Origin of the sequence: Nonomuraea sp. KM88 (genome assembly GCF_052245635.1) — a bacterium.
GTDB lineage: Bacteria > Actinomycetota > Actinomycetes > Streptosporangiales > Streptosporangiaceae > Nonomuraea.
On sequence record NZ_JBQQCC010000015.1, the window covers coordinates 270244 to 287858 of the forward strand.

General features: G+C 70.7%; 16 protein-coding genes. 10 read left to right on the forward strand and 6 right to left on the reverse strand.

The window, feature by feature from the left end; genetic code table 11:
* Window positions 1–35: 35 nt before the first annotated feature.
* Window positions 36–1460, forward strand: a complete 1425-nt coding sequence (locus ACTWPV_RS36640; protein WP_443155282.1) for an FAD-dependent oxidoreductase — start codon at window positions 36–38, stop codon at window positions 1458–1460.
* A 364-nt stretch (window positions 1461–1824) separates the two neighbouring features.
* Here ACTWPV_RS36640 and ACTWPV_RS36645 read toward each other — a convergent pair whose 3' ends face one another.
* Window positions 1825–2220: an ArsR/SmtB family transcription factor gene (locus tag ACTWPV_RS36645; RefSeq protein WP_443155283.1), complete on the reverse strand. Its 396-nt coding sequence runs from the start codon at window positions 2218–2220 to the stop codon at window positions 1825–1827.
* Between the two features lie 78 nt (window positions 2221–2298).
* Between ACTWPV_RS36645 and ACTWPV_RS36650 the strand changes: the two genes are divergently transcribed.
* Complete coding sequence (locus tag ACTWPV_RS36650) at window positions 2299–3378, forward strand: flavin-containing monooxygenase (RefSeq protein ID WP_443155284.1); 1080 nt, start codon at window positions 2299–2301, stop codon at window positions 3376–3378.
* A gap of 198 nt (window positions 3379–3576) precedes the next feature.
* The gene (locus tag ACTWPV_RS36655; RefSeq protein ID WP_443155285.1) at window positions 3577–4797 is read left to right on the forward strand and encodes an MFS transporter; all 1221 of its coding nucleotides are present in this window, start codon (window positions 3577–3579) and stop codon (window positions 4795–4797) included.
* A 177-nt stretch (window positions 4798–4974) separates the two neighbouring features.
* Here ACTWPV_RS36655 and ACTWPV_RS36660 read toward each other — a convergent pair whose 3' ends face one another.
* A complete protein-coding gene (locus ACTWPV_RS36660) occupies window positions 4975–5433 on the reverse strand; it encodes a GbsR/MarR family transcriptional regulator (protein WP_347778802.1) in 459 nt (152 codons plus the stop codon).
* 169 nt (window positions 5434–5602) lie between these two features.
* Between ACTWPV_RS36660 and ACTWPV_RS36665 the strand changes: the two genes are divergently transcribed.
* From ACTWPV_RS36665 to ACTWPV_RS36680, 4 genes are read left to right on the forward strand one after another with little or no spacing between them, the layout of a single operon-like run.
* Window positions 5603–7216, forward strand: coding sequence for a CocE/NonD family hydrolase (locus ACTWPV_RS36665; protein ID WP_443155286.1), 1614 nt, complete (start codon window positions 5603–5605; stop codon window positions 7214–7216).
* Window positions 7213–8217, forward strand: a complete 1005-nt coding sequence (locus ACTWPV_RS36670) for an NAD-dependent epimerase/dehydratase family protein (protein WP_443155287.1) — start codon at window positions 7213–7215, stop codon at window positions 8215–8217. Before ACTWPV_RS36665 ends, ACTWPV_RS36670 begins: the two co-directional genes overlap by 4 nt.
* A gap of 16 nt (window positions 8218–8233) precedes the next feature.
* Window positions 8234–8932: an FAD-dependent oxidoreductase gene (locus tag ACTWPV_RS36675; RefSeq protein ID WP_443155288.1), complete on the forward strand. Its 699-nt coding sequence runs from the start codon at window positions 8234–8236 to the stop codon at window positions 8930–8932.
* Window positions 8929–9372, forward strand: coding sequence for an FAD-dependent monooxygenase (locus ACTWPV_RS36680; protein ID WP_443155289.1), 444 nt, complete (start codon window positions 8929–8931; stop codon window positions 9370–9372). Before ACTWPV_RS36675 ends, ACTWPV_RS36680 begins: the two co-directional genes overlap by 4 nt.
* A 27-nt stretch (window positions 9373–9399) precedes the next feature.
* Here ACTWPV_RS36680 and ACTWPV_RS36685 read toward each other — a convergent pair whose 3' ends face one another.
* A complete protein-coding gene (locus ACTWPV_RS36685) occupies window positions 9400–9843 on the reverse strand; it encodes a hypothetical protein (protein ID WP_443155290.1) in 444 nt (147 codons plus the stop codon).
* Window positions 9844–9846: 3 nt separating this feature from the next.
* Window positions 9847–10527, reverse strand: a complete 681-nt coding sequence (locus tag ACTWPV_RS36690; protein WP_443155291.1) for a TetR/AcrR family transcriptional regulator — start codon at window positions 10525–10527, stop codon at window positions 9847–9849.
* 408 nt (window positions 10528–10935) lie between these two features.
* On the opposite strand from ACTWPV_RS36690, the gene ACTWPV_RS36695 reads away from it, so the two are divergent.
* From ACTWPV_RS36695 to ACTWPV_RS36705, 3 genes are all read left to right on the forward strand, one after another.
* A complete protein-coding gene (locus tag ACTWPV_RS36695) occupies window positions 10936–11829 on the forward strand; it encodes an ATP-binding cassette domain-containing protein (protein ID WP_443155305.1) in 894 nt (297 codons plus the stop codon).
* Window positions 11826–13415: an ABC transporter permease gene (locus ACTWPV_RS36700; protein ID WP_443155292.1), complete on the forward strand. Its 1590-nt coding sequence runs from the start codon at window positions 11826–11828 to the stop codon at window positions 13413–13415. Before ACTWPV_RS36695 ends, ACTWPV_RS36700 begins: the two co-directional genes overlap by 4 nt.
* Before the next feature lie 71 nt (window positions 13416–13486).
* Window positions 13487–13765, forward strand: a complete 279-nt coding sequence (locus ACTWPV_RS36705) for a hypothetical protein (protein WP_443155293.1) — start codon at window positions 13487–13489, stop codon at window positions 13763–13765.
* Window positions 13766–13842: 77 nt separating this feature from the next.
* On the opposite strand, the gene ACTWPV_RS36710 is transcribed toward ACTWPV_RS36705, so the two are convergent.
* Window positions 13843–14031: a hypothetical protein gene (locus ACTWPV_RS36710; RefSeq protein WP_443155294.1), complete on the reverse strand. Its 189-nt coding sequence runs from the start codon at window positions 14029–14031 to the stop codon at window positions 13843–13845.
* A gap of 1436 nt (window positions 14032–15467) precedes the next feature.
* The gene (locus tag ACTWPV_RS36715; protein ID WP_443155295.1) at window positions 15468–17480 is read right to left on the reverse strand and encodes a hypothetical protein; all 2013 of its coding nucleotides are present in this window, start codon (window positions 17478–17480) and stop codon (window positions 15468–15470) included.
* Window positions 17481–17615 lie beyond the last annotated feature (135 nt).

Consider the following 17615-nt stretch of genomic DNA (forward strand, 5'->3'; position numbering starts at 1 on the left):
CGCAGAACCGCTCGACTTGGAAAGGACTTCGCCCGATGAACACCGCTTTGCCCGTGGCCGTCATCGGCGCCGGCCCCGTGGGCCTGGCCGCCGCGGCTCACCTGGATGAACGTGGCCTGCCCTTCGTCGTCCTGGAAGCCGGGCCCGTCGCCGGTTCCTCGGTGCGCCAGTGGGGACATGTGCGCATGTTCAGCCCATGGCGCTACAACACCGACGCCGCCGCGGTGCGCCTGCTGCGCGCCTCCGGCTGGACGCCGCCCGACCCCGAGACGCTGCCCACCGGCCAGGACCTCGTCTCCGCCTACCTCGAGCCGCTGGCCGGTCATCCCTCGATCGCTCCGCACGTCCGCTACGGGGCGCGCGTGTCAGCGATCAGCCGCGTACACGTCGACCGGCTCCGTACGGCGGGCCGCGAGAACGCGCCGTTCGTCATACGGCTGGCCGACGACAGCGAGATCCGCGCGCGGGCGGTGATCGACGCCTCCGGCACCTGGGCAACACCGAACGTGCTCGGCGCCAACGGGCTGCCCGCCCACGGCGAGCGCCAGGCGGCCGACTGGATCTGCCACGCCCTGCCCGACGTGCTCGGCGCCGACCGTGACCGCTTCGCCGGCCGCCACACGATCGTGGCCGGCGCCGGGCACTCGGCCGCCACCACGCTCCTCACGCTCGCCGACCTGGCCGAGCAGGCGCCAGGCACCCGCATCACCTGGGCCATCCGCGCCGACGCGCCGGACCGCGCCTACGGCGGCGGCGAAGCGGACGCCCTGCCCGCCCGCGGCTCCCTCGGCTCGGGCCTGCGCCTGCTCATCGACAAGGGCCTGGTCGACCTGGCGGCGGGCTTCAAGGTCAACGCCGTCCGCGTCCTGACCGACGGCACCGTCGAACTCCGCTCCCGACAGCCCGCAGGCTCCGATCGCACCCTCAAGGCCGATCACGTCGTGGCCGCCACCGGCTACCGGCCGGACCACTCCATCGCCGCCGAACTGCGGCTCGACCTCGACCCCATCCTCGGCACCACCCGCCTGCTCGCCCCGCTGATCGACCCCAACGACCACTCCTGTGGCACCGTACGCCCCCACGGCGTGGACGAGCTGGCCCACCCCGAGCCCGGCTACTACGCCATCGGGATGAAGAGCTACGGCCGCGCCCCCACCTTCCTGCTGGCCACCGGTTATGAGCAGGCCCGCTCCGTCGTCGCCGCGCTCGACGGCGACTGGGCAGCCGCCCGCGACATCCGGCTCGACCTGCCCGAGACCGGCGTCTGCTCGATCACCCTGGCCGTGCGCGCCATCACCGACGACTTCGGCCTGCCGCCCGACACTCCCGCCAAGCTCATGGCCGCCACCACCCGCCACCTCACCCAGCACACCAACCCCGCCGACGCGGTCATGGCCGCAGCCCACGAACTGGGCGTCGAACCGGCCGCCGCCCTCAAACTCGCCGCCCTGGCCGGATAACACCGCCCACCCCCCACAACGCTCGGCCGCCGCTCAGCCCATCGTCAGGGCTGGGCGGGCCGCCCCGCGTTCCACGGCTCAACCGGCGTGCATGAGGTGAGGAGCATCTCGATGCGAACTGCCTTCTCCACCGGCTCCACTCGACCTGCCATCCTGTCCGGCGCTCCCCCATCGAGGCGGGTGACCGCGCGGGTTCAGGCCGGCCACCCGCGGCGGCGCTCGGTACATGCGCAGCCACGATCCGCAAACAGCTCAGGCGACCCCGTGAACCTGCATGATTCCGCAGGCCAAACGCGCCGGCATGCGGCATGGCGACAACGTCGGCTTGAACCGAGCCGGTGGATCGGCCGGGTCCGCTCGGCGATCAGCAGCAGTGCTGGAGATAGGCCTGCAGGTTGGACAGGGCAGAGGCGACGGTCTCCTTGTCGGCCCGGTACAGAACGACCTTGCCTTCCTTGCGGGAGGTGAGGATGCCGCCCCTTTTCAGCTCAGCGAGTTGCTCGGAGGCTCGGGGCTGACCGATTCCGGCGAGCTGGGACACCTGGTTCACCGACAGCTCCGCGCCCCGGGCGAACAGCAGCATGATGCGCTGCCGGGTCGGGCTGGCCAGCGCCTTGAGGAAGCCGTGCACGGCAGGGCTGAGCTCGACCGGCTCTTCCTGTGCGTCGGGCGCTGTTGTGTCGGACGCTGTTGTGTCGGGCGCTGCACAGGCACGCCTATCGGCGTCCGGACCGGCGGTCGTGGTCGAGGTTTGCGGCATGGGTCCCCCTTCCCGGGACATTCAATCAGCATATCTGCACATTGACATATCTCTAATCACAGATATATATTCCCGGGCATGACCACACCAACCGATCCAGTCGTCATCGTCGGAGCCGGGCAGTCCGGCCTGGCCGCAGCGCGTGCCGTGCGTGATGCGGGTATGCGGCCCCTCGTCCTGGAGGCCGGCGATCGCCCCTCGGGTTCCTGGCCGGGCTACTACGACAGCCTCACGTTGTTCTCGCCCGCCCGCTACAGCGCGATGCCCGGCTTCCCCTTCCCGGGCGATCCCGATCGCTATCCGACACGTGACGAGGTCGCCGACTACCTGGAGAGCTACGCCGCCCATCTCGACGTGGAGATCCGCACCGGGACACGAGTCAGCGGCGTGGAATCCCGTGGCCGGGGGTTCGTCGTCCGGACCGCCGACGGTCAGGCCATCCCCGCCGCCGGGATCGTTGCCGCCAGCGGCTCCTTCGGCACGCCGTACCAGCCTGTCCTGCCAGGCCAGGAGGACTTCACCGGAGAGATCCTGCATGTGGCGCAGTACCGCGACCCCAAGCGGTACGCCGGCCAGAGAGTCGTCGTCGTAGGAGGCGGCAACTCGGGCGTCCAGGTGGCCTACGAACTGGCCGAGGTCGCTTCGGTGACCATCGCGACCCTGCAGCCGATCTCGTTCATGCAGCAGCGGATCGGCGGCCAGGATCTGCACCACTGGCTCGAGACCAGCGGCTTCGACCTGCTGTCCGGCTCATGGCTCGGGCACCTCCTGCCCGGCCCGCTCGTGCTCGACACCGGCGACTACCACAACGCCTTGGAATCGGGCCGGTTCGACCGGCAGCCGATGTTCACCACATTCGACGGCGACGGGGTCGTCTGGTCGGATGGGAGGCGGGAGAAGGTCGACGTAGCCCTGTTCGCCACCGGATACCGGCCCGATCTCGGCTACCTGCGCTCACTGGGAGCTCTGGGCGCCGAAGGGTTGCCCGCACACGTCCACGGGATCTCCACCACCCACGTCGGGCTGGTCTACCTGGGGCTGGAGTTCCAGCGCTCGTTCTCCTCCAACACCGTGCGCGGGGTGAGCCGCGACGCCGACTACGTCGCCGGTCAGCTTGCCGCCTATATCCACGATGCGGCCGGCTCCATCGGACTCTGATGGAAGGTACGCGATGTGTGCTCTGTCGACCGTCCTGTCCAACAGGCCGGGCAGGTCTTCGCAGAGCCGGCCTGCTGCCCCTGGCGGCATTCATCGAGCGCGCCCGCGCTCTCGCCGGAGGCCCGCCGAATCCTGGCCCCCGGCCGGCCGCCACCTCGCACGTTGCGGCCTTGCCGCGTTGAGACATGAGCCGGTCGCATGACGGGTGTGCAGCGTGGACTGCGACGCGCCCTGATCGCGCTGTGCGTCACCCAGATCACCGGATGGGGCGTGCTGTACTACGCCTTCCCGGTGATGGTGAGTACGGTGAGCGCCGACACCGGCTGGTCGGCCGCCGCCTCGATGGGCGCCTTCTCCCTCGGCGCCGTCGTGTCAGCCGTGGCCGGGATCGTCGTCGGGCGGCTCATCGACGTCCGCGGGCCCCGGCAGGTCATGACGGCCGGATCGGTGGTGGGCGTCGTATCCGTACTGGCGATCGCGGCGGCTCCGAGCCTGCCGGCCTTCTACGCCGCCTGGGCGCTGGCGGGCGTGGCCCAGGCCGCGGTGCTCTACCCTCCCGCGTTCGCGGCGCTGACCTCGTGGTACGGCCCGCACCGGTTGCGGGCACTGACCACGCTGACCCTGGTGGGGGGTCTGGCCAGCACGGTGTTCGCCCCGCTGACGGCGTACCTGCTGGACTTCATGAGCTGGCGGGGTGTCTTCCTGCTGCTCGCCGTGATTCTGGGAGCCGTCACCATTCCGCTGCACGCGCTGGCGCTGACGCCGCCTTGGCCCGGGGCGAGCCGCGTCGCGCACCGGCAGGACCCCCACCCGGCGACCGTCGCACGCAGCCGTGCCTTCATCATGCTCACCGTGGCCATGTCGGCGGCCGCGCTGGGCATGTTCGCGGCCACGGTCAACCTCGTGCCACTCCTGACGTGGCGGGGGATGGACACCCATCTGGCCGCCGTCGCCCTCGGTCTGTGCGGCGCGGGACAACTGCTCGGGAGGCTGGCCTACGGGGCTCTGTCAGCCCGGGTCGAGTCACGGCCGCGTACGGTCGGACTGCTCGCCGCCGCTGCCGTGTCCGTGCTCGCGCTCGGGCTTCTTCCCGGCCCCACGGCGCTGCTGATCGTGGTCTCAGTGCTGGCGGGGGCGATCCGCGGACTGTTCACCCTTCTGCAGGCCACTGCGGTGGCCGACAGGTGGGGCACCCGGGCGTTCGGCCGCATCAACGGTGTGTTCACCGCACCCGTCACGGCTGCGACCGCGCTGGCGCCGGGGGCGGGAGCGTTGCTGACCGAGGTGATGGGCGGTTACGTCGCCTCCTATGGCGTCCTCGCCGGCCTCGTACTGCTCGGAACGCTGGCTGCGGGCATGGCCGGGACCGGCCGCCTTCCGGCCGCCGGCTCCGACATCGAGCGAAGCTGCGCCAGTTGATCCTCGGAGAACGTCGGGGTCGATATCGACCGCCCCACACACCGCCACCGGTCTCAGGGACCGTACGAACCATGGCGGAAGCGATCAACGAAACGGAACAACGAGGTCCTCGAGCACGGCACGGAACTGCAGCAGATCGCCCACCAGACAGCCGACCCACGCGGCCGGCGGGCTGGGTCAGGTGTTCTGCTCGTGCCAGCGGTTCAACAGGGCGGGGAGTTCGCCGAGCAGGAATGCGTAGAAGGCGCGCATCTGGGTCAGCCGCTGATGGGCGGGATCGCCGGTTTCGGTGGCGGCGATCCCGGCGGCTGCGGCCTGGAGCATGGCCTGGATGACGGTGTTCTGGCTGGTGAACAGGGTGGCCCAGGCGTCGTCGCGGAGCCGGTAGTGCTCGCGGCGGCTGCCCGGCGCGGGCAGGCGTTCGATCAGGCCGACCGTCAGCAGGGATTTGATCGCGCCGGAGACCGAGCCCGCGCTGGCCTCCAACCGGTCGGCGATCTCGCCGGCAGTGACGCTCTCCTGGTCGGTGAACAGGAAGACCGCCAGAGTGCGCGCGGACATGCGTTGCAGCCCGCCTTCGACCAGGGTCAGGGCCAGCCGTTCGGCCGCCTGCCACTGCTCATGCCTGTCGTTCACGTATGCCTCCTTGCGCAAGCAGGATAGCGAATGAACCGAGACTTCAGAAATTTCTGAAAAGTCGGTATAGTTTCTCGTGTCGGCCTCTCGCGAGAGGTTCGGTGGTGTGCCGGGAAGCCTGGTCGGCGATGTGACATCCAGTTCCACGTCGATAGGGAGTTGACCGGCTATGACCCTGCTCAGCCGTTTGTACGGCGTGCGGCCCGCCTTGCGTCACCGGGTGCGCGTGCGGCGAAACGTGGAGATCCCGGCCGCCGACGGTGTGCGGCTGCTGGCCACGCACTACTACCCGGCGGGCCAGCACCGCCCGCCGCTGGTGCTGCTGCGCAGCCCGTACGGCCGCGGCAACGTCCTGGACCGGCTTCCCGCGCTGCTGGCCGAGCGCGGCTACCAGGTGCTGTACCAGAGCGTGCGCGGCACGGCCGGATCCGGTGGCCGCTTCGACGGCTTCGTCATCGACCCGGCCGACGGCGACGGCACCCTGAGCTGGCTGCGTGCCCAGCCGTGGTTCGGCGGCGAGCTGGCCACCTGGGGAGCCAGCTATCTCGGCCTGGTGCAGTGGGAGCTGGCCGCCCGCGACATCCCGGAGTGGAAGATCGCGCTGATTCAGGACGCGCCATCGTCGTTCGCCGAAGGCTTCATGTACCCCGGCGGGGCTTTCGCAACGGGCAACGCGCTGGGCTGGGTGCAGCTGGTGGAGCGGATGTTCACCGGCGGCTACGGCATCACCCGCCAGATGGCCGGCCTGGTCGGCGCCGCCCGGCGGCTGTCGCGCGCCACGCTCACCCTTCCCCTGCAGGAGGCTGACCAGGTGCTGACAGGGCACCCCGTGCCCTGGTTTCGGGACTGGGTGCGGCACGGTCCCGGTGAGGAGTACTGGGCGAGCACCGACCACCGGGCCAACGCCGAGCGCATGCCGCCAGTGGTGCATGTGCAGGGCGGCTGGCACGACTTCTTCCTACCAGGGATGCTGGCCGACTACGCCGCCCTGGTCGCGGCCGGGCGCCAGGTGCGGCTGCTGGTCGGCCCTTGGAGCCACGGGCGCGGCCTCTACACCCGCCAGGGGCTGAACGACGCACTGGCCTCGCTGGACACCGTGCTGCTCGGGCGGCAGGCGCCGACCGGTGTACGGCTGTTCGTCACCGGGGCGGGCCGTTGGATCGACGTGCCCGCGTGGCCGCCCGCGCACGAGCCGACCCCATGGTTCCTGCGTCCGGGAGGCGGCCTCAGCCGTACCCCGCACGACGGCCAGAGCCCTCCCAGCCGCTACCGCTACGACCCCGCCGACCCGACCCCCACCGTCGGTAGCACTCAGGTGGGCTTGTCGGCCGGGGCGCGGGACAACCGCGCCGTCGAGGCCAGAGCCGACGTGCTGACCTTCACCACCGCGCCCCTGCCCGGCGACGTCGAGGCGGTCGGCCCGGTACGCGTGCGGCTGCACGCGCGCTCTGCCAACCCGCACGTCGACTACTTCGCCCGCCTGTGCAACGTGGACGCGCGCGGCCGGTCGATCAACGTGTGCGACGGGATCGTGCGCCTGCGCGACCCGGGCGACATCCGCACGGTCGAGATCGCATTGTGGCCGATGGCCCACAGGTTCAAGCGTGGCCACCGCATCCGGCTGCAGGTCTCCAGCGGCGCCCACCCGCGCTTCGGCCGAAACCCCGGCACCGGCGAGCCGCTCGCGACCGGGACGGGCCTGCGCGCGTCCGAGCACGAGATCTTCCACGACCACCATCACCTGTCAGCCCTTTGGCTGCCCCTCACCCCAGGAGCGTCATGAAACTGCTCGTTCTCGGCGGCACCCACCACGTGGGCCGCGCCGTCGTAGAGACCGCGCTGGAGCGCGGCGACGATGTGAGCACGCTCAACCGCGGCCTCAGCCGCGCCCCCGCGCCCGGTGTGCGGCCGCTGATCGCCGACCGCACCGACCCCGAGGCGGTCCGGCGGGCGCTGGACGGCCACGAATGGGACGCGGTCATCGACACCTGGGCCTGGGCGCCCCGCGTGGTGCGCGACACCGCCCGCCTGCTGTCCGGCAGGGCCGGGCACTACGGCTACGTCTCCAGCCGCGGCGTGTCCCGCTGGCCCTGGCCCGCGGGAGCCGACGAGCAGGCGCCCCTGGTCGACGGCGACCCCGGCAGCACCGATGACGCGGATTACGCCGCGGCCAAGCGCGGCGGCGAACTCGCCGTCCTGGAGTACTTCCCCGAGGCGGCGTTGCTGGCCAGAGCCGGGATGATTCTCGGCCCGTACGAGGACGTCGGCCGCATCCCGTGGTGGCTGCGCCGCCTGAGCAAGGGTGGCAGGGTCCTGGCACCCGCCCCTGCCCGGACGCCCCTGCAATACATCGATGTCCGGGACCTGGCCACCTGGCTGCTGCGCTCGGCCGAACGCGGCCTGAGCGGAGCCTTCACCACGACCGGCCCACCGGGCGCGATCACCCTCGGCGACCTGCTCACCACGGCCCTTGAGGTCACCGGTTGCGACACCGAACTGGTGTGGGCCGAGCCGGAGCTGCTCCTGCGTCACGACCTGCTGCTCGGCATGGAGTTCGGGCTGCGGCTGCCCGACGGCAGCGCGCCAAGCGGCATGCACGACGCCGACGTCAGCGCCGCCCTGGCCGAAGGCCTCACCACCCGCCCGCTGCGCGAGACCCTCGCCGACACCTGGACCTGGCTGCAGTCCGAAGGCGACCCGGCACCCCGCGCGGACGCCCCCTCCCCGGACACCTGGCTGGACGCCGCCGCCGAACAGCGGCTACTCGACCACCTCTCACGCTAAGGAAGCACACCCTTTCATGCGCGCCATCATCATCGGAGCCGGCATCGCCGGCCTGGCCACAGCCCTGCGTCTGCACCAGATCGGCTGGGAGACCCTCATCGTTGAACGCGCCCCAGAACGGCGCGGCGGCGGCTACGCCGTCGCCTTCGGCGGCATCGGCTACGACGCCGCCGAACGCATGGGCATCCTGCCCGACCTGCTCAAAAAGGGCTTCATCACCGACGAACTCGTCTACCACAAGCCGAACGGCGAACGCCGCTTCTCCCTCGACCGCGCCACCATCACCGCCACCACCGGCCCCCGCTCGATCACCATCCTGCGCGGCGACCTCGAAGCCGTCCTGTACGAGAAGGTCCGCGACCACACCGAGATCCGCTTCGGCGCCACCCTCACCACCGTCGACCAGGACGAGCACACCGTACGCGTGACCTTGACCGACGGCACCACGCAGGAGGGCGATCTGCTGATCGGCGCCGACGGCCTGCATTCGGCCACCCGCGCCCTGCTGTTCGGCCCGGAAGAGGACTTCCTGCTCGACCTGGAGCACAAAGTCGCCGTCTACATGCTCGACAAGCGCCCTGCCACCATCGCCACCGGCGCGACCGGCACCCTGTCATCCCGCGGCCGCACCGTCGCGGTCATCAGCACCCCGACGGGCGCAACGTCGCCTTCTTCGGCTACCGCACAAGCCACGCCCACCCGGGCGAGGACGTGACCACCGAACTGCAGCGCGTCTATGGCGACCTCGGCTGGATCATCCCCGAAGCCCTGGCCGGACTTCAGCGGGCCGAATCGGTCTATTTCGACACCATCAGCCAGGTCGTCGCAGCATCCTGGAGCAAAGGCCGGGTGATGCTGCTCGGCGACGCCGCCTGGTGCGTCACCCTCTTCGCCGGATACGGCTCGTCCCTGGCCGTCGGCGGCGCCGACCGCCTCGGCACGGAACTGGCCGCCCACCCCGGCGACGTCCCCGCCGCGCTGGCCGCGTGGGAGGCGGCCATCCGACCCGAAGCCGAGCGCAAGCAGAAACTCGGCCGCCGCGTCAAAGGCGTCTACGCTCCCACCAGCCCCCTCCTGCTGTGGTTGAGCTTGCTACCTCTGCGGCTGGCCTCCCTGCCGCCGGTTCGCCGCTACATAATCCGCCGCTTCACCTAGGGCTGAGCCGGCTGCTCGCCTGGCCGATCACGCGCCGTTCTGAGTGATCAGCATGTACAGCACCCACGCGAAGAGCACCGTCTGGACGAGGAGTTCACGCCAGGCCAGCACCGGGCTGGCCTGGATGGCGTACGACATGCTCTTGATGGGCGAGGTCGGCGGCGAGGGAGCTTTGTCCGGTTCAAGCGGCCGGTTGAACCGGTGGAAGAACAACTGGGTCAGCGTCAAGCCGACCATCAGACCCGTGGTGAAGCTCAGGTGTTCCAGCCCAACCGCCGCCTGCAGCGCCACCAGCACCACCATGAACGCCAGCAGCACATCGTCGAAGATCTTGATGGGACGGCCGTTGCCGCTGTACATGGCGGCGATCCGCTTGATTCGGACCGTATAGGGCACCGCGAACATGTTGGCGAACTTGACCAGGGCCTGCAGCGTGTACAGGCCGAGCAGGATCTTCAAGGCGATGACCATCTTTCACTCCTTCGAGAGCCAGTCGTGCAGTGTCGTTGGGTCGACCAGCGTCACCGAGCCGGCGGACACGCCGAGCACTCGCTCGATCGCGTCCGTGTACGCGGCCACGGCGTGTTCGATCTCGACGGCCGTCGTGCGGTCGGTGAGAAACAGCTCGCCGAGTGTGTCGTTGAGGTCCTGGATGAGGGCGACCAGCACGCGGCCGGTCTGATCGGGGTGGCGTACGGAGAAGGCGCCCTCGTCCATCCCGGAGCGGACGATCGCGGACAGCAGCGGCGCCATGTGATCGGCCAGCCGGGGACGCATCTTCTGGCGGACCAGGGCGTTGTCGTCGCAGTACCACACCGTCAGTAGCGCCATGAGGGCGTCTCTGCGCGCCAGCTTCCAGCCGGCCAGCGCGGAGAGGAAGCGCTGGAGCTGTTGCACCGCAGGCAGACCGGGTTCTTCCAACGCGGTGGACAGGTGGGCGCGCAACTGGGCCGCGGCCCGCTCGATCAGGGCCTCCAGCAGCGCCGGTTTGGAATCGAAGTAGTGGTAGAAGGCGCCCTGCGACACGCCCGCCCGCTCCGCCAGTTCCTGCACGCTCATCTGCGCGTAACCCTTGGTCTCGATGAGGTGCTGCGCGGCGTCGAGGAACGCGTCCCTCCTGGCCGCGTACGCCGTCGCGTTGACCGTCCGTGCCACTCTCAACTCCTATTAATAAAGCGAGGCTCGCTTTATTAATACACCAGCCGTGAGGGAGGCACCAGTAGCGGAACACAACGCCTGCATCCAGAGCCCTTCAACGAGCCTGTTGATCGTTGCTCGACATCACCCGGGAGGGCCTGGACCTGGTTCCGCCGTGGCTTTGCGGCTTCGGCGCACGGTCACGCCGAAGTGTGGACAGCCGCCCCGGCGCCGACCTTGCCGTGACGCCGTCACATCATCGACGCTGTACGCGCACGCGAGGTTCGGGGGAGCGGCGCTGATCCTGGCGTGCTCTGTGAGGGCGGGGCCATCTGGTGGACGCCCGGCGGCGCTGTTACTGTCGTGCTGGAGCGCCGGGAAGTCTGGTCGGCAACGTCATATCGGACCGGCTTCGCGGAGGCTCTCTTGACGAACAGCCCGGCCATCTTTGTCAGCGGCTTGACCAAGCATTTCGGCAAGGTTCGTGCCCTGGACGGGCTCGACCTCACGGTACGAACCGGTGAGGTCCACGGCTTTCTCGGTCCGAACGGTGCGGGCAAGACCACCACCCTGCGCATTCTGCTCGGCCTGCTGCGGGCCGAATCGGGGCACGCCGAGTTGCTCGGAGGCCAGCCGTGGCGAGACGCGGTCGAGCTGCATCGGCGGCTGGCGTACGTGCCCGGCGACGTCGTGCTGTGGCCAACGCTGTCGGGCGGGGAGGCCATTGATCTGCTCGGCCGGTTGCGCGGTGGGATCGACCGGCAGCGCAAGGCGGCGCTGCTGGAACGCTTCGACCTCGACCCCACCAAGAAGGGACGCGCCTACTCCAAGGGCAACCGCCAGAAGGTGGCCCTGATCGCCGCATTGGCCTCGGATGTCGAGCTGCTGCTGCTCGACGAGCCGACCTCGGGCCTGGATCCGCTGATGGAGGCGGCGTTCAGGGAGGTCATCGCCGAGGAACGGCGCGCCGGCCGTACGGTGCTGCTGTCCAGCCACATGCTGTCGGAGGTTGAGGCGCTCTGCGACCAGGTGACGATCATCCGCGACGGGCGGACAGTGGAGACCGGAACCCTGGCCGGGCTGCGCCACCTCACTCGCACCACGATCAGCGCCGAACTCGACCACCTCCCCGACGGCCTGCCCGGTCTGGACGGAGTTCATGGCCTGACCGTCAACGGCTGCCACGTCCGTTTCCAGATCGACGCTGAGCATCTTCAGGCGGTGCTGCGCCTGCTCACCGACTCCGGCGTGCGCGCGTTGACATGTCAGCCGGCCACGTTGGAGGAGCTCTTCCTGCGCCACTACCAAGTCGCGGCATGACCGGCACGCTGACGATGGTGTGGCTGGCGCTGCGCCGCGGCCGCCTTCTGCTGCCCGTCTGGGTCGTCGTGGTGGCCGGCGTGATCACGGTCAGCGCCGCGGCCATCGCCGACCTGTATCCGCAAGCCGGCCAGCGTATCGCGCTGGGCGTGACCATCGGTTCGGCGCCGGCGTTGCAGGCGCTGACCGGGCCGGTGTTCGACGCGACCTCGGTCGGCGGGCTGACCGCGTGGCGGGCCACCACCATGTCCGCGGCGCTGGCGGCGTTGATGAGCATAGTGGTGGTGACTCGGCACACGCGGGCGGAGGAGGAGACCGGCCGGGCCGAGCTGGTCGGTGCCTGCCGGGTGGGCCGTCACGCATTGTCGGCTGCGGCGGTGCTCGTGGCCACGGGCGCGAACGTGCTCATCGCTCTGCTGATCACGCTGGGTCTGGCCGGGCAGGGGCTGCCCGTGGCGGGCGCTTTAGCCTTCGGCGCGGCCGTGGGCGGCACGGGGTGGGTGTTCACTGGTGTTGCTCTGCTCGCCGCCCAGCTCACCACTCATGCGCGAACCACCAACGCCCTCGCCGCCGCGGCGCTCGGCCTGGCCTTCCTCCTGCGCGCGCTCGGCGACGCTGCCAAGGTGGAAGCGCTAGCGTGGCTGTCCCCGCTGGGCTGGGCGCAGCGGGTGCGGGCGTTCGCCGGCGAGCGCTGGTGGGTGCTCGCCTTGTTCGTCGTCACCGGGCTGGCGCTGGTTGCCGCGGCGGCGCTGCTTGCCAGGCGGCGCGACCTCGGCGCCGGACTCGTGCCGGCGCGGCCGGGCAAGCCCGACGCCGCCGCGTATCTCGCGAGCCCGCTGGCGCTGGCATGGCGGTTGCAGCGCGGCGGCCTGCTCGGCTGGGGGATCGGCTTCGTGGTCGTGGGGCTGCTGTTCGGCGCCCTGGCCTACAGCGTCGGCGACATCGTCGGTGACAACCCGCAACTGGCCGCGATACTTCATCAGGTCGGCGGCGCGAGCGCGTTGACCGACACGTTCCTGGCCGCCGAGCTGAGCCTGATGGGCCTGGTTGCCGGCGGTTATGCGGTGCAGGCGACGCTGAGACTGCAGGGTGAGGAGTCGGCTCTGCGGGCAGAGCCGGTCCTGGCCACGGCCGTGGTCCGCTGGCGATGGGCCCTGAGCCATCTGGGCATGGCCCTCGGCGGCAGCGTTGTGATCATCACCGCGGGCGGACTGGCGGCCGGGCTCGCACACGGCCTGCGGATCGGCGAGCCGGCCCGTCAGGCCATGCGCCTGCTTGGTGCGGCGCTGGTCCAGGTGCCGGCTACGTGGACCCTGGCGGGCATCGCGATGCTGCTGTTCGGGTTGTTGCCCCGCCTGACCGCTCTGGCGTGGGCGGCCTTGGCGGCCTTCGCCCTGCTGGGCCAGCTCGGTGAGCTACTCCAACTGGACGACCGGGTCAGGAACCTGTCGCCCTTCGCACACGTCCCGCAGGCGCTGAGCCAACCCTTGGATGTCGGTCCGTTGCTGTGGCTCGGCGCGCTCACGTCAGTGCTCCTGTCGGCGGGGACCGTCGCCTTCCAGCGGCGTGACCTGCGGGAGGGCTGACGGTCTTCACATCCTCCTGGGCTGCTTGCGAGGTTGGGATCGGCTCGTCCCCCGACAGCAGCTAACTACTCGTGTCCGTCCTCACCGAGGCCCAGTCGCCCACGTCCGCGCCGCGCCGGAGGGCGCTACGCGGTTTCAAGGGCGCCGACGTGGTGGAGTCCGAGGGGGTACGGCTGGCGGCCTCGGCGTCGCCGTTCCTGGCGGCCGGCAAGGTGAGCGACCACGTGGCGGACGGGGACGGCGTGTACGCCCGCCGCCCGGTGCCGCCGGCGCCACCCGCCTGGCGGGCCGTTGGTCCTCGGCCGGCACGGCCATGGCCGGCGCGCTGGGGTTCGACCCCACCCCGCTGACGGCGGCGGCCGACCGCCAGACCCTCCTGGAACGCGCCCCCGCCCACGCGCCCCCGGGGAGCAGCGCGGCGCCCGGGCTACGGGAGTTGACGGGGCCTACTGAGGACGCCGTAGCGGCGGCGTTCGCGCACACGGGGGTGCTCGCGGGGCACGGCCAGGGTGGTCAGCGCGTCCCGGCCGGTGCGCTGGCCCAGCCACACCCCGGCGAAGCCGGCCTTGGCCGCGGCTTGAGATTGATCGATGACCGTGTCCAGCGACGGTCCCATCTCATCTACGAACACTCCGATATGCATCAAACCACCCCAGAATTGTTGACAGGGAAGCTGCTGACCATGGGATTCTCCGTTTCGTCTTGAGGGCGCCCCTATGGCGGCGCTTCGAGAAGCGCGACGGTTCGCGACCTGTGTCGGCGTCCGCTCGCGTCGTGCATGCGAACCGGGCTCTACCAGCCGGCCCGGGCGATGTCCCGTTCCCTCTCCAGGATGGGCTTGCTGCTGCCTCGCTGAGAGCGCAAGGCGTTGCCCATCGAAGAAAGCGATCGCCGCGACTGGAACGAGCTGTTACAACAACTGGAAGACGGCTCCCTTACGTGGGGGATTCTGCGGCGGGGCGCCGCCGCCACGCCGGGAAATGCTAGGGATTCTGCGGTCTGGAATCGTCCCCGCACGGTGGACATTTGCGGTAGCTCGCACGAGGGACAGGCGCGCATGCGATTTGTCGTACGACGCTGCGGCGGTGTCCACACCGCACATCAGAGCGCGGCGATGGCGGCCCTGTCCGGCAGCGGCGTGGCCTGCCCACCTGGTTCGTGACCTCGGGAGGCGGTGTGGCGTAGAAGCAACGGTCGCTGCGGATGCGTACCAGCACCTGCGTCGGGCGCCGGCGACAGCGAGCGCCCGACGGACCGCGTCGTATCCGCCGGTGGGACGCGTTGCACGTCCAGCGGTCGGGTTCCAGGAGTTCGCGCTCACCGGTCCGGCCAGCCAGGAGAACGCCCGACCGGCGATGATCGCGTTTTCCGGAGTGGTGGCTGGGATGGTGGTGGTAGCCACGGCCGGGTGAGCATTCGGCGTCGCAGCGTGGCAGGCAGCTGACGTCAACGGCGAAGACCGGCGCGGTCGTGGTGTGCTGGGCGGCCGGCAGATCCCGCATGGCCTCGGTGTGGATGCGTCCCTGGGCAGGCGCGGCGTAGGTGCTGCCATGGCCACGGTGATGCAGCGGATCCAGTGACAGATGAGGCGGTGACGGCACTGGTCCAGCGGCCCAGCACCGCGTCGGTCAGATCGAACAGCGCGTCGCCGCGCCGGACAAAGCAGCCCAGCAGGGCTTTCCGGGATTCCGCCAGCTCAGCCGCCGTCTGTCAGATCGCGTTGGCGGGCGCACACTCGCAAGGACGGCCACCGCACACCGCCGGGCACCTGGTCGTACCCGGAGCATCACGCGGTGGCCGTTCGTCCCGCCGGAGGACCTGGCCGAGGGGCTCCGGCGGAGAACGACGCCTGGATGAAACAGATCATTCGCCCTGCCGCCACAGAATTGGTCCGCGACGGCCTGGCCTGCGGCGCCCAGACCCCCGACGGCGAACGCGATCTGGAGGGCCTCCTTTAGGACCTGGAGAAGGGGCGGGACGAGGGAGACGGTCGCTTCCGCCGCCGCGGATCGGCGGCGGCCCGGCTGCGCGAACGTGAGCCGCTCGAAGTGCTCACTTACCCGGTCGGGTGCTCGAGGGAGGCTGCTTGTCAACGATGGACAGCGCACGCTGGGCGGCGCGCTGGTAGCGCTCGTCGGCCCGGACGGCGCGTTCTGTCACCCGGGCACGGCCGTGAGCGATGGCTTCCAGCGCGGGTACGGCTGCGGAGGCCACTGGGCCCATCATGCCCAGTGCCTGCACCGCGAGCAGTTCTGGGGCGGGCCTCCGCCATCCCCATCCGGGCAGTGGCCTGGCCGTGATGGCATCGAGCAGCGGTGTGACGAGTCCTTCGCCGTCGCCCGTGATCGCCCACAGCGCTCGAGCGATCGCCACCCGGTCGTACAGATGGCCATGCTCCGGGTCGTGGAGGTGTTCGCGCAGGACCGGGACGGCGGCTGCGGCGGCGGGGCCGAGTTGTTCGAGCATCGGCGCGGTGTCGTGGGCGGCATGGCCGCCGTAGCGTGCGAGGTGCTCGGTGAGCAGCGCCGGGGCCTGTCCCGGCTCGCCGGTGATCCGCCACAGCGCCCAGGCAGCCTCGGCCCGGTCGCCCTCGTCGAGCAAGGCCCGCACCTGCGGTTCGACGTCGATGGCACCCGGGCCGATCGCTCCGAACAGTGGCAGCGCGACGGACAGGTACGCCGGGGACACGTGGGCGGCGACCGCCGGTGCCAGCGGTGCGGCCGCCGGTCCCCACGAGACCAGCGCGTTCAGGCAGTCGCGGCTGTCGTATCGAGGGGATCCGAGGTAGGTCCGCAGAGCGGGTATCAGCGCGTCCGAGTGCGCCGCCATGGCCGGCAGGATGTCGCGGACGTCGAGATGTTTCACGTGGCCGTACTCGTCCAGGAAGGCGGCCACGAGCCAGGGAACGCAGCGGCCGTCACCGAGCCGGGCCAGCCCTTCCACGGCGGGACCGGCCACGTCCGGCCACGGCTCGGCGGGGTCGCCGGTCAGCAGCTCGGCCAGCAGGTCGGCGTGACCGGCGGCTGCCCGCCCCGAGTGGGCGATCAGCTCGACCGCGCTCACCAGCGGGTCCTGCTGGCCGAGCTTGCGCCTGCGCCGTACTGACGAGGGAGCCGAGACCAGGTCACGCACGCGGTCGGCGACCATGGGCAGCAACTCGGTCGGCGCGGCGCGCCAATGTTCGATCGCCTCGCGTGCACCGTGGAGAGCCTGGTCGATCCTCTGCAGCCCCGGACGGGCCAGCAGATCCCGGGCCACTGCCCGCTGCCAGTGCTCGACACGCCGCAGAGCCGAACCGGCGGGCATGACGCCGTCGCCGTGCCATCGGAGGTGCCCGAACGTCGATGCGGGGTCGGCTTGTGCGTCGGCCAGCAGCGCGACCGCGGCGTCACTGTCCGGTTCCGCCGCCGGGGAGGCCAGCGCGAGCCCCACCACGGCCATGGCGCGCAGATCACGGTGCGCGGTGGTGGCATGGCGCAGACGGGCGAACCACTCCGCGTGATCGGCCGCCGCCAGCCACGCCACGGCCAGCACACAGGTCACCGCTCCGGCATCGCCTGCCGGCCTCACCCCCTTCTCGGCCCGCGCGCGCAACGCGGGCAAACTCCTCGTTGCGGCCTCGGGCAAGAGAGCGAGCAAGCGCGCCGTCCCCGCCACGATCTTCGGGGAGGCATCGTTCAGCCACCGCGCGATCGTGTCGACGTCGGCGGTCATGGCCGCCCGTGCGAGCGCCGCGTGGTCGGGCTCGGGTCCGGCGGCGGGATCCCAGGACACGTCACGGTGCGGCTGAGCCAACGCGATGTCGGTCATCAGGTCCACGACCAGTCCTCGGTGGGGCTGCCGCGCGATCTTCACGACTTCCAGCAGGTACGGCACCAGGTACGGGGCCGCGTCGTACACCTCGCCGGGCGTGCTCATTCCTTGGAACAGCCCGTCCCGCAGCCGCCACACCGGCGACTCCTCCGACGACCCCGGCGGCACCGCCGCGAGCTCCCGCAGCAGGCCGGGCACCGCGGCCGAACCTCCAGACCAGTACCCGAGCCGCCCCCACGGCACCTCGTCCACACCCTCTAAGAGTGCGTTCCGCGAGCTGATGTCCCTTTCGTCGCTGGGAGTGGGATAGGTCGGCTGGTCGGAGGCTCGCTGCTCGGGCTATGAGCGCGGCCGGGTGAACAATCCCGGCTCGGTCTCGATGAGGAT

Excerpts from the sequence above, each read along its gene's own strand:
- ACTWPV_RS36665 (WP_443155286.1), top strand. The coding sequence starts at position 5,603 with ATGACCCTGCTCAGCCGTTTGTACGGCGTGCGGCCCGCCTTGCGTCAC.
- ACTWPV_RS36650 (WP_443155284.1), top strand. The coding sequence starts at position 2,299 with ATGACCACACCAACCGATCCAGTCGTCATCGTCGGAGCCGGGCAGTCC.
- ACTWPV_RS36685 (WP_443155290.1), bottom strand. The coding sequence starts at position 9,843 with ATGGTCATCGCCTTGAAGATCCTGCTCGGCCTGTACACGCTGCAGGCC.
- ACTWPV_RS36645 (WP_443155283.1), bottom strand. The coding sequence starts at position 2,220 with ATGCCGCAAACCTCGACCACGACCGCCGGTCCGGACGCCGATAGGCGT.
- ACTWPV_RS36640 (WP_443155282.1), top strand. The coding sequence starts at position 36 with ATGAACACCGCTTTGCCCGTGGCCGTCATCGGCGCCGGCCCCGTGGGC.
- ACTWPV_RS36675 (WP_443155288.1), top strand. The coding sequence starts at position 8,234 with ATGCGCGCCATCATCATCGGAGCCGGCATCGCCGGCCTGGCCACAGCC.
- ACTWPV_RS36710 (WP_443155294.1), bottom strand. The coding sequence starts at position 14,031 with ATGGGACCGTCGCTGGACACGGTCATCGATCAATCTCAAGCCGCGGCC.
- ACTWPV_RS36670 (WP_443155287.1), top strand. The coding sequence starts at position 7,213 with ATGAAACTGCTCGTTCTCGGCGGCACCCACCACGTGGGCCGCGCCGTC.
- ACTWPV_RS36700 (WP_443155292.1), top strand. The coding sequence starts at position 11,826 with ATGACCGGCACGCTGACGATGGTGTGGCTGGCGCTGCGCCGCGGCCGC.
- ACTWPV_RS36655 (WP_443155285.1), top strand. The coding sequence starts at position 3,577 with ATGACGGGTGTGCAGCGTGGACTGCGACGCGCCCTGATCGCGCTGTGC.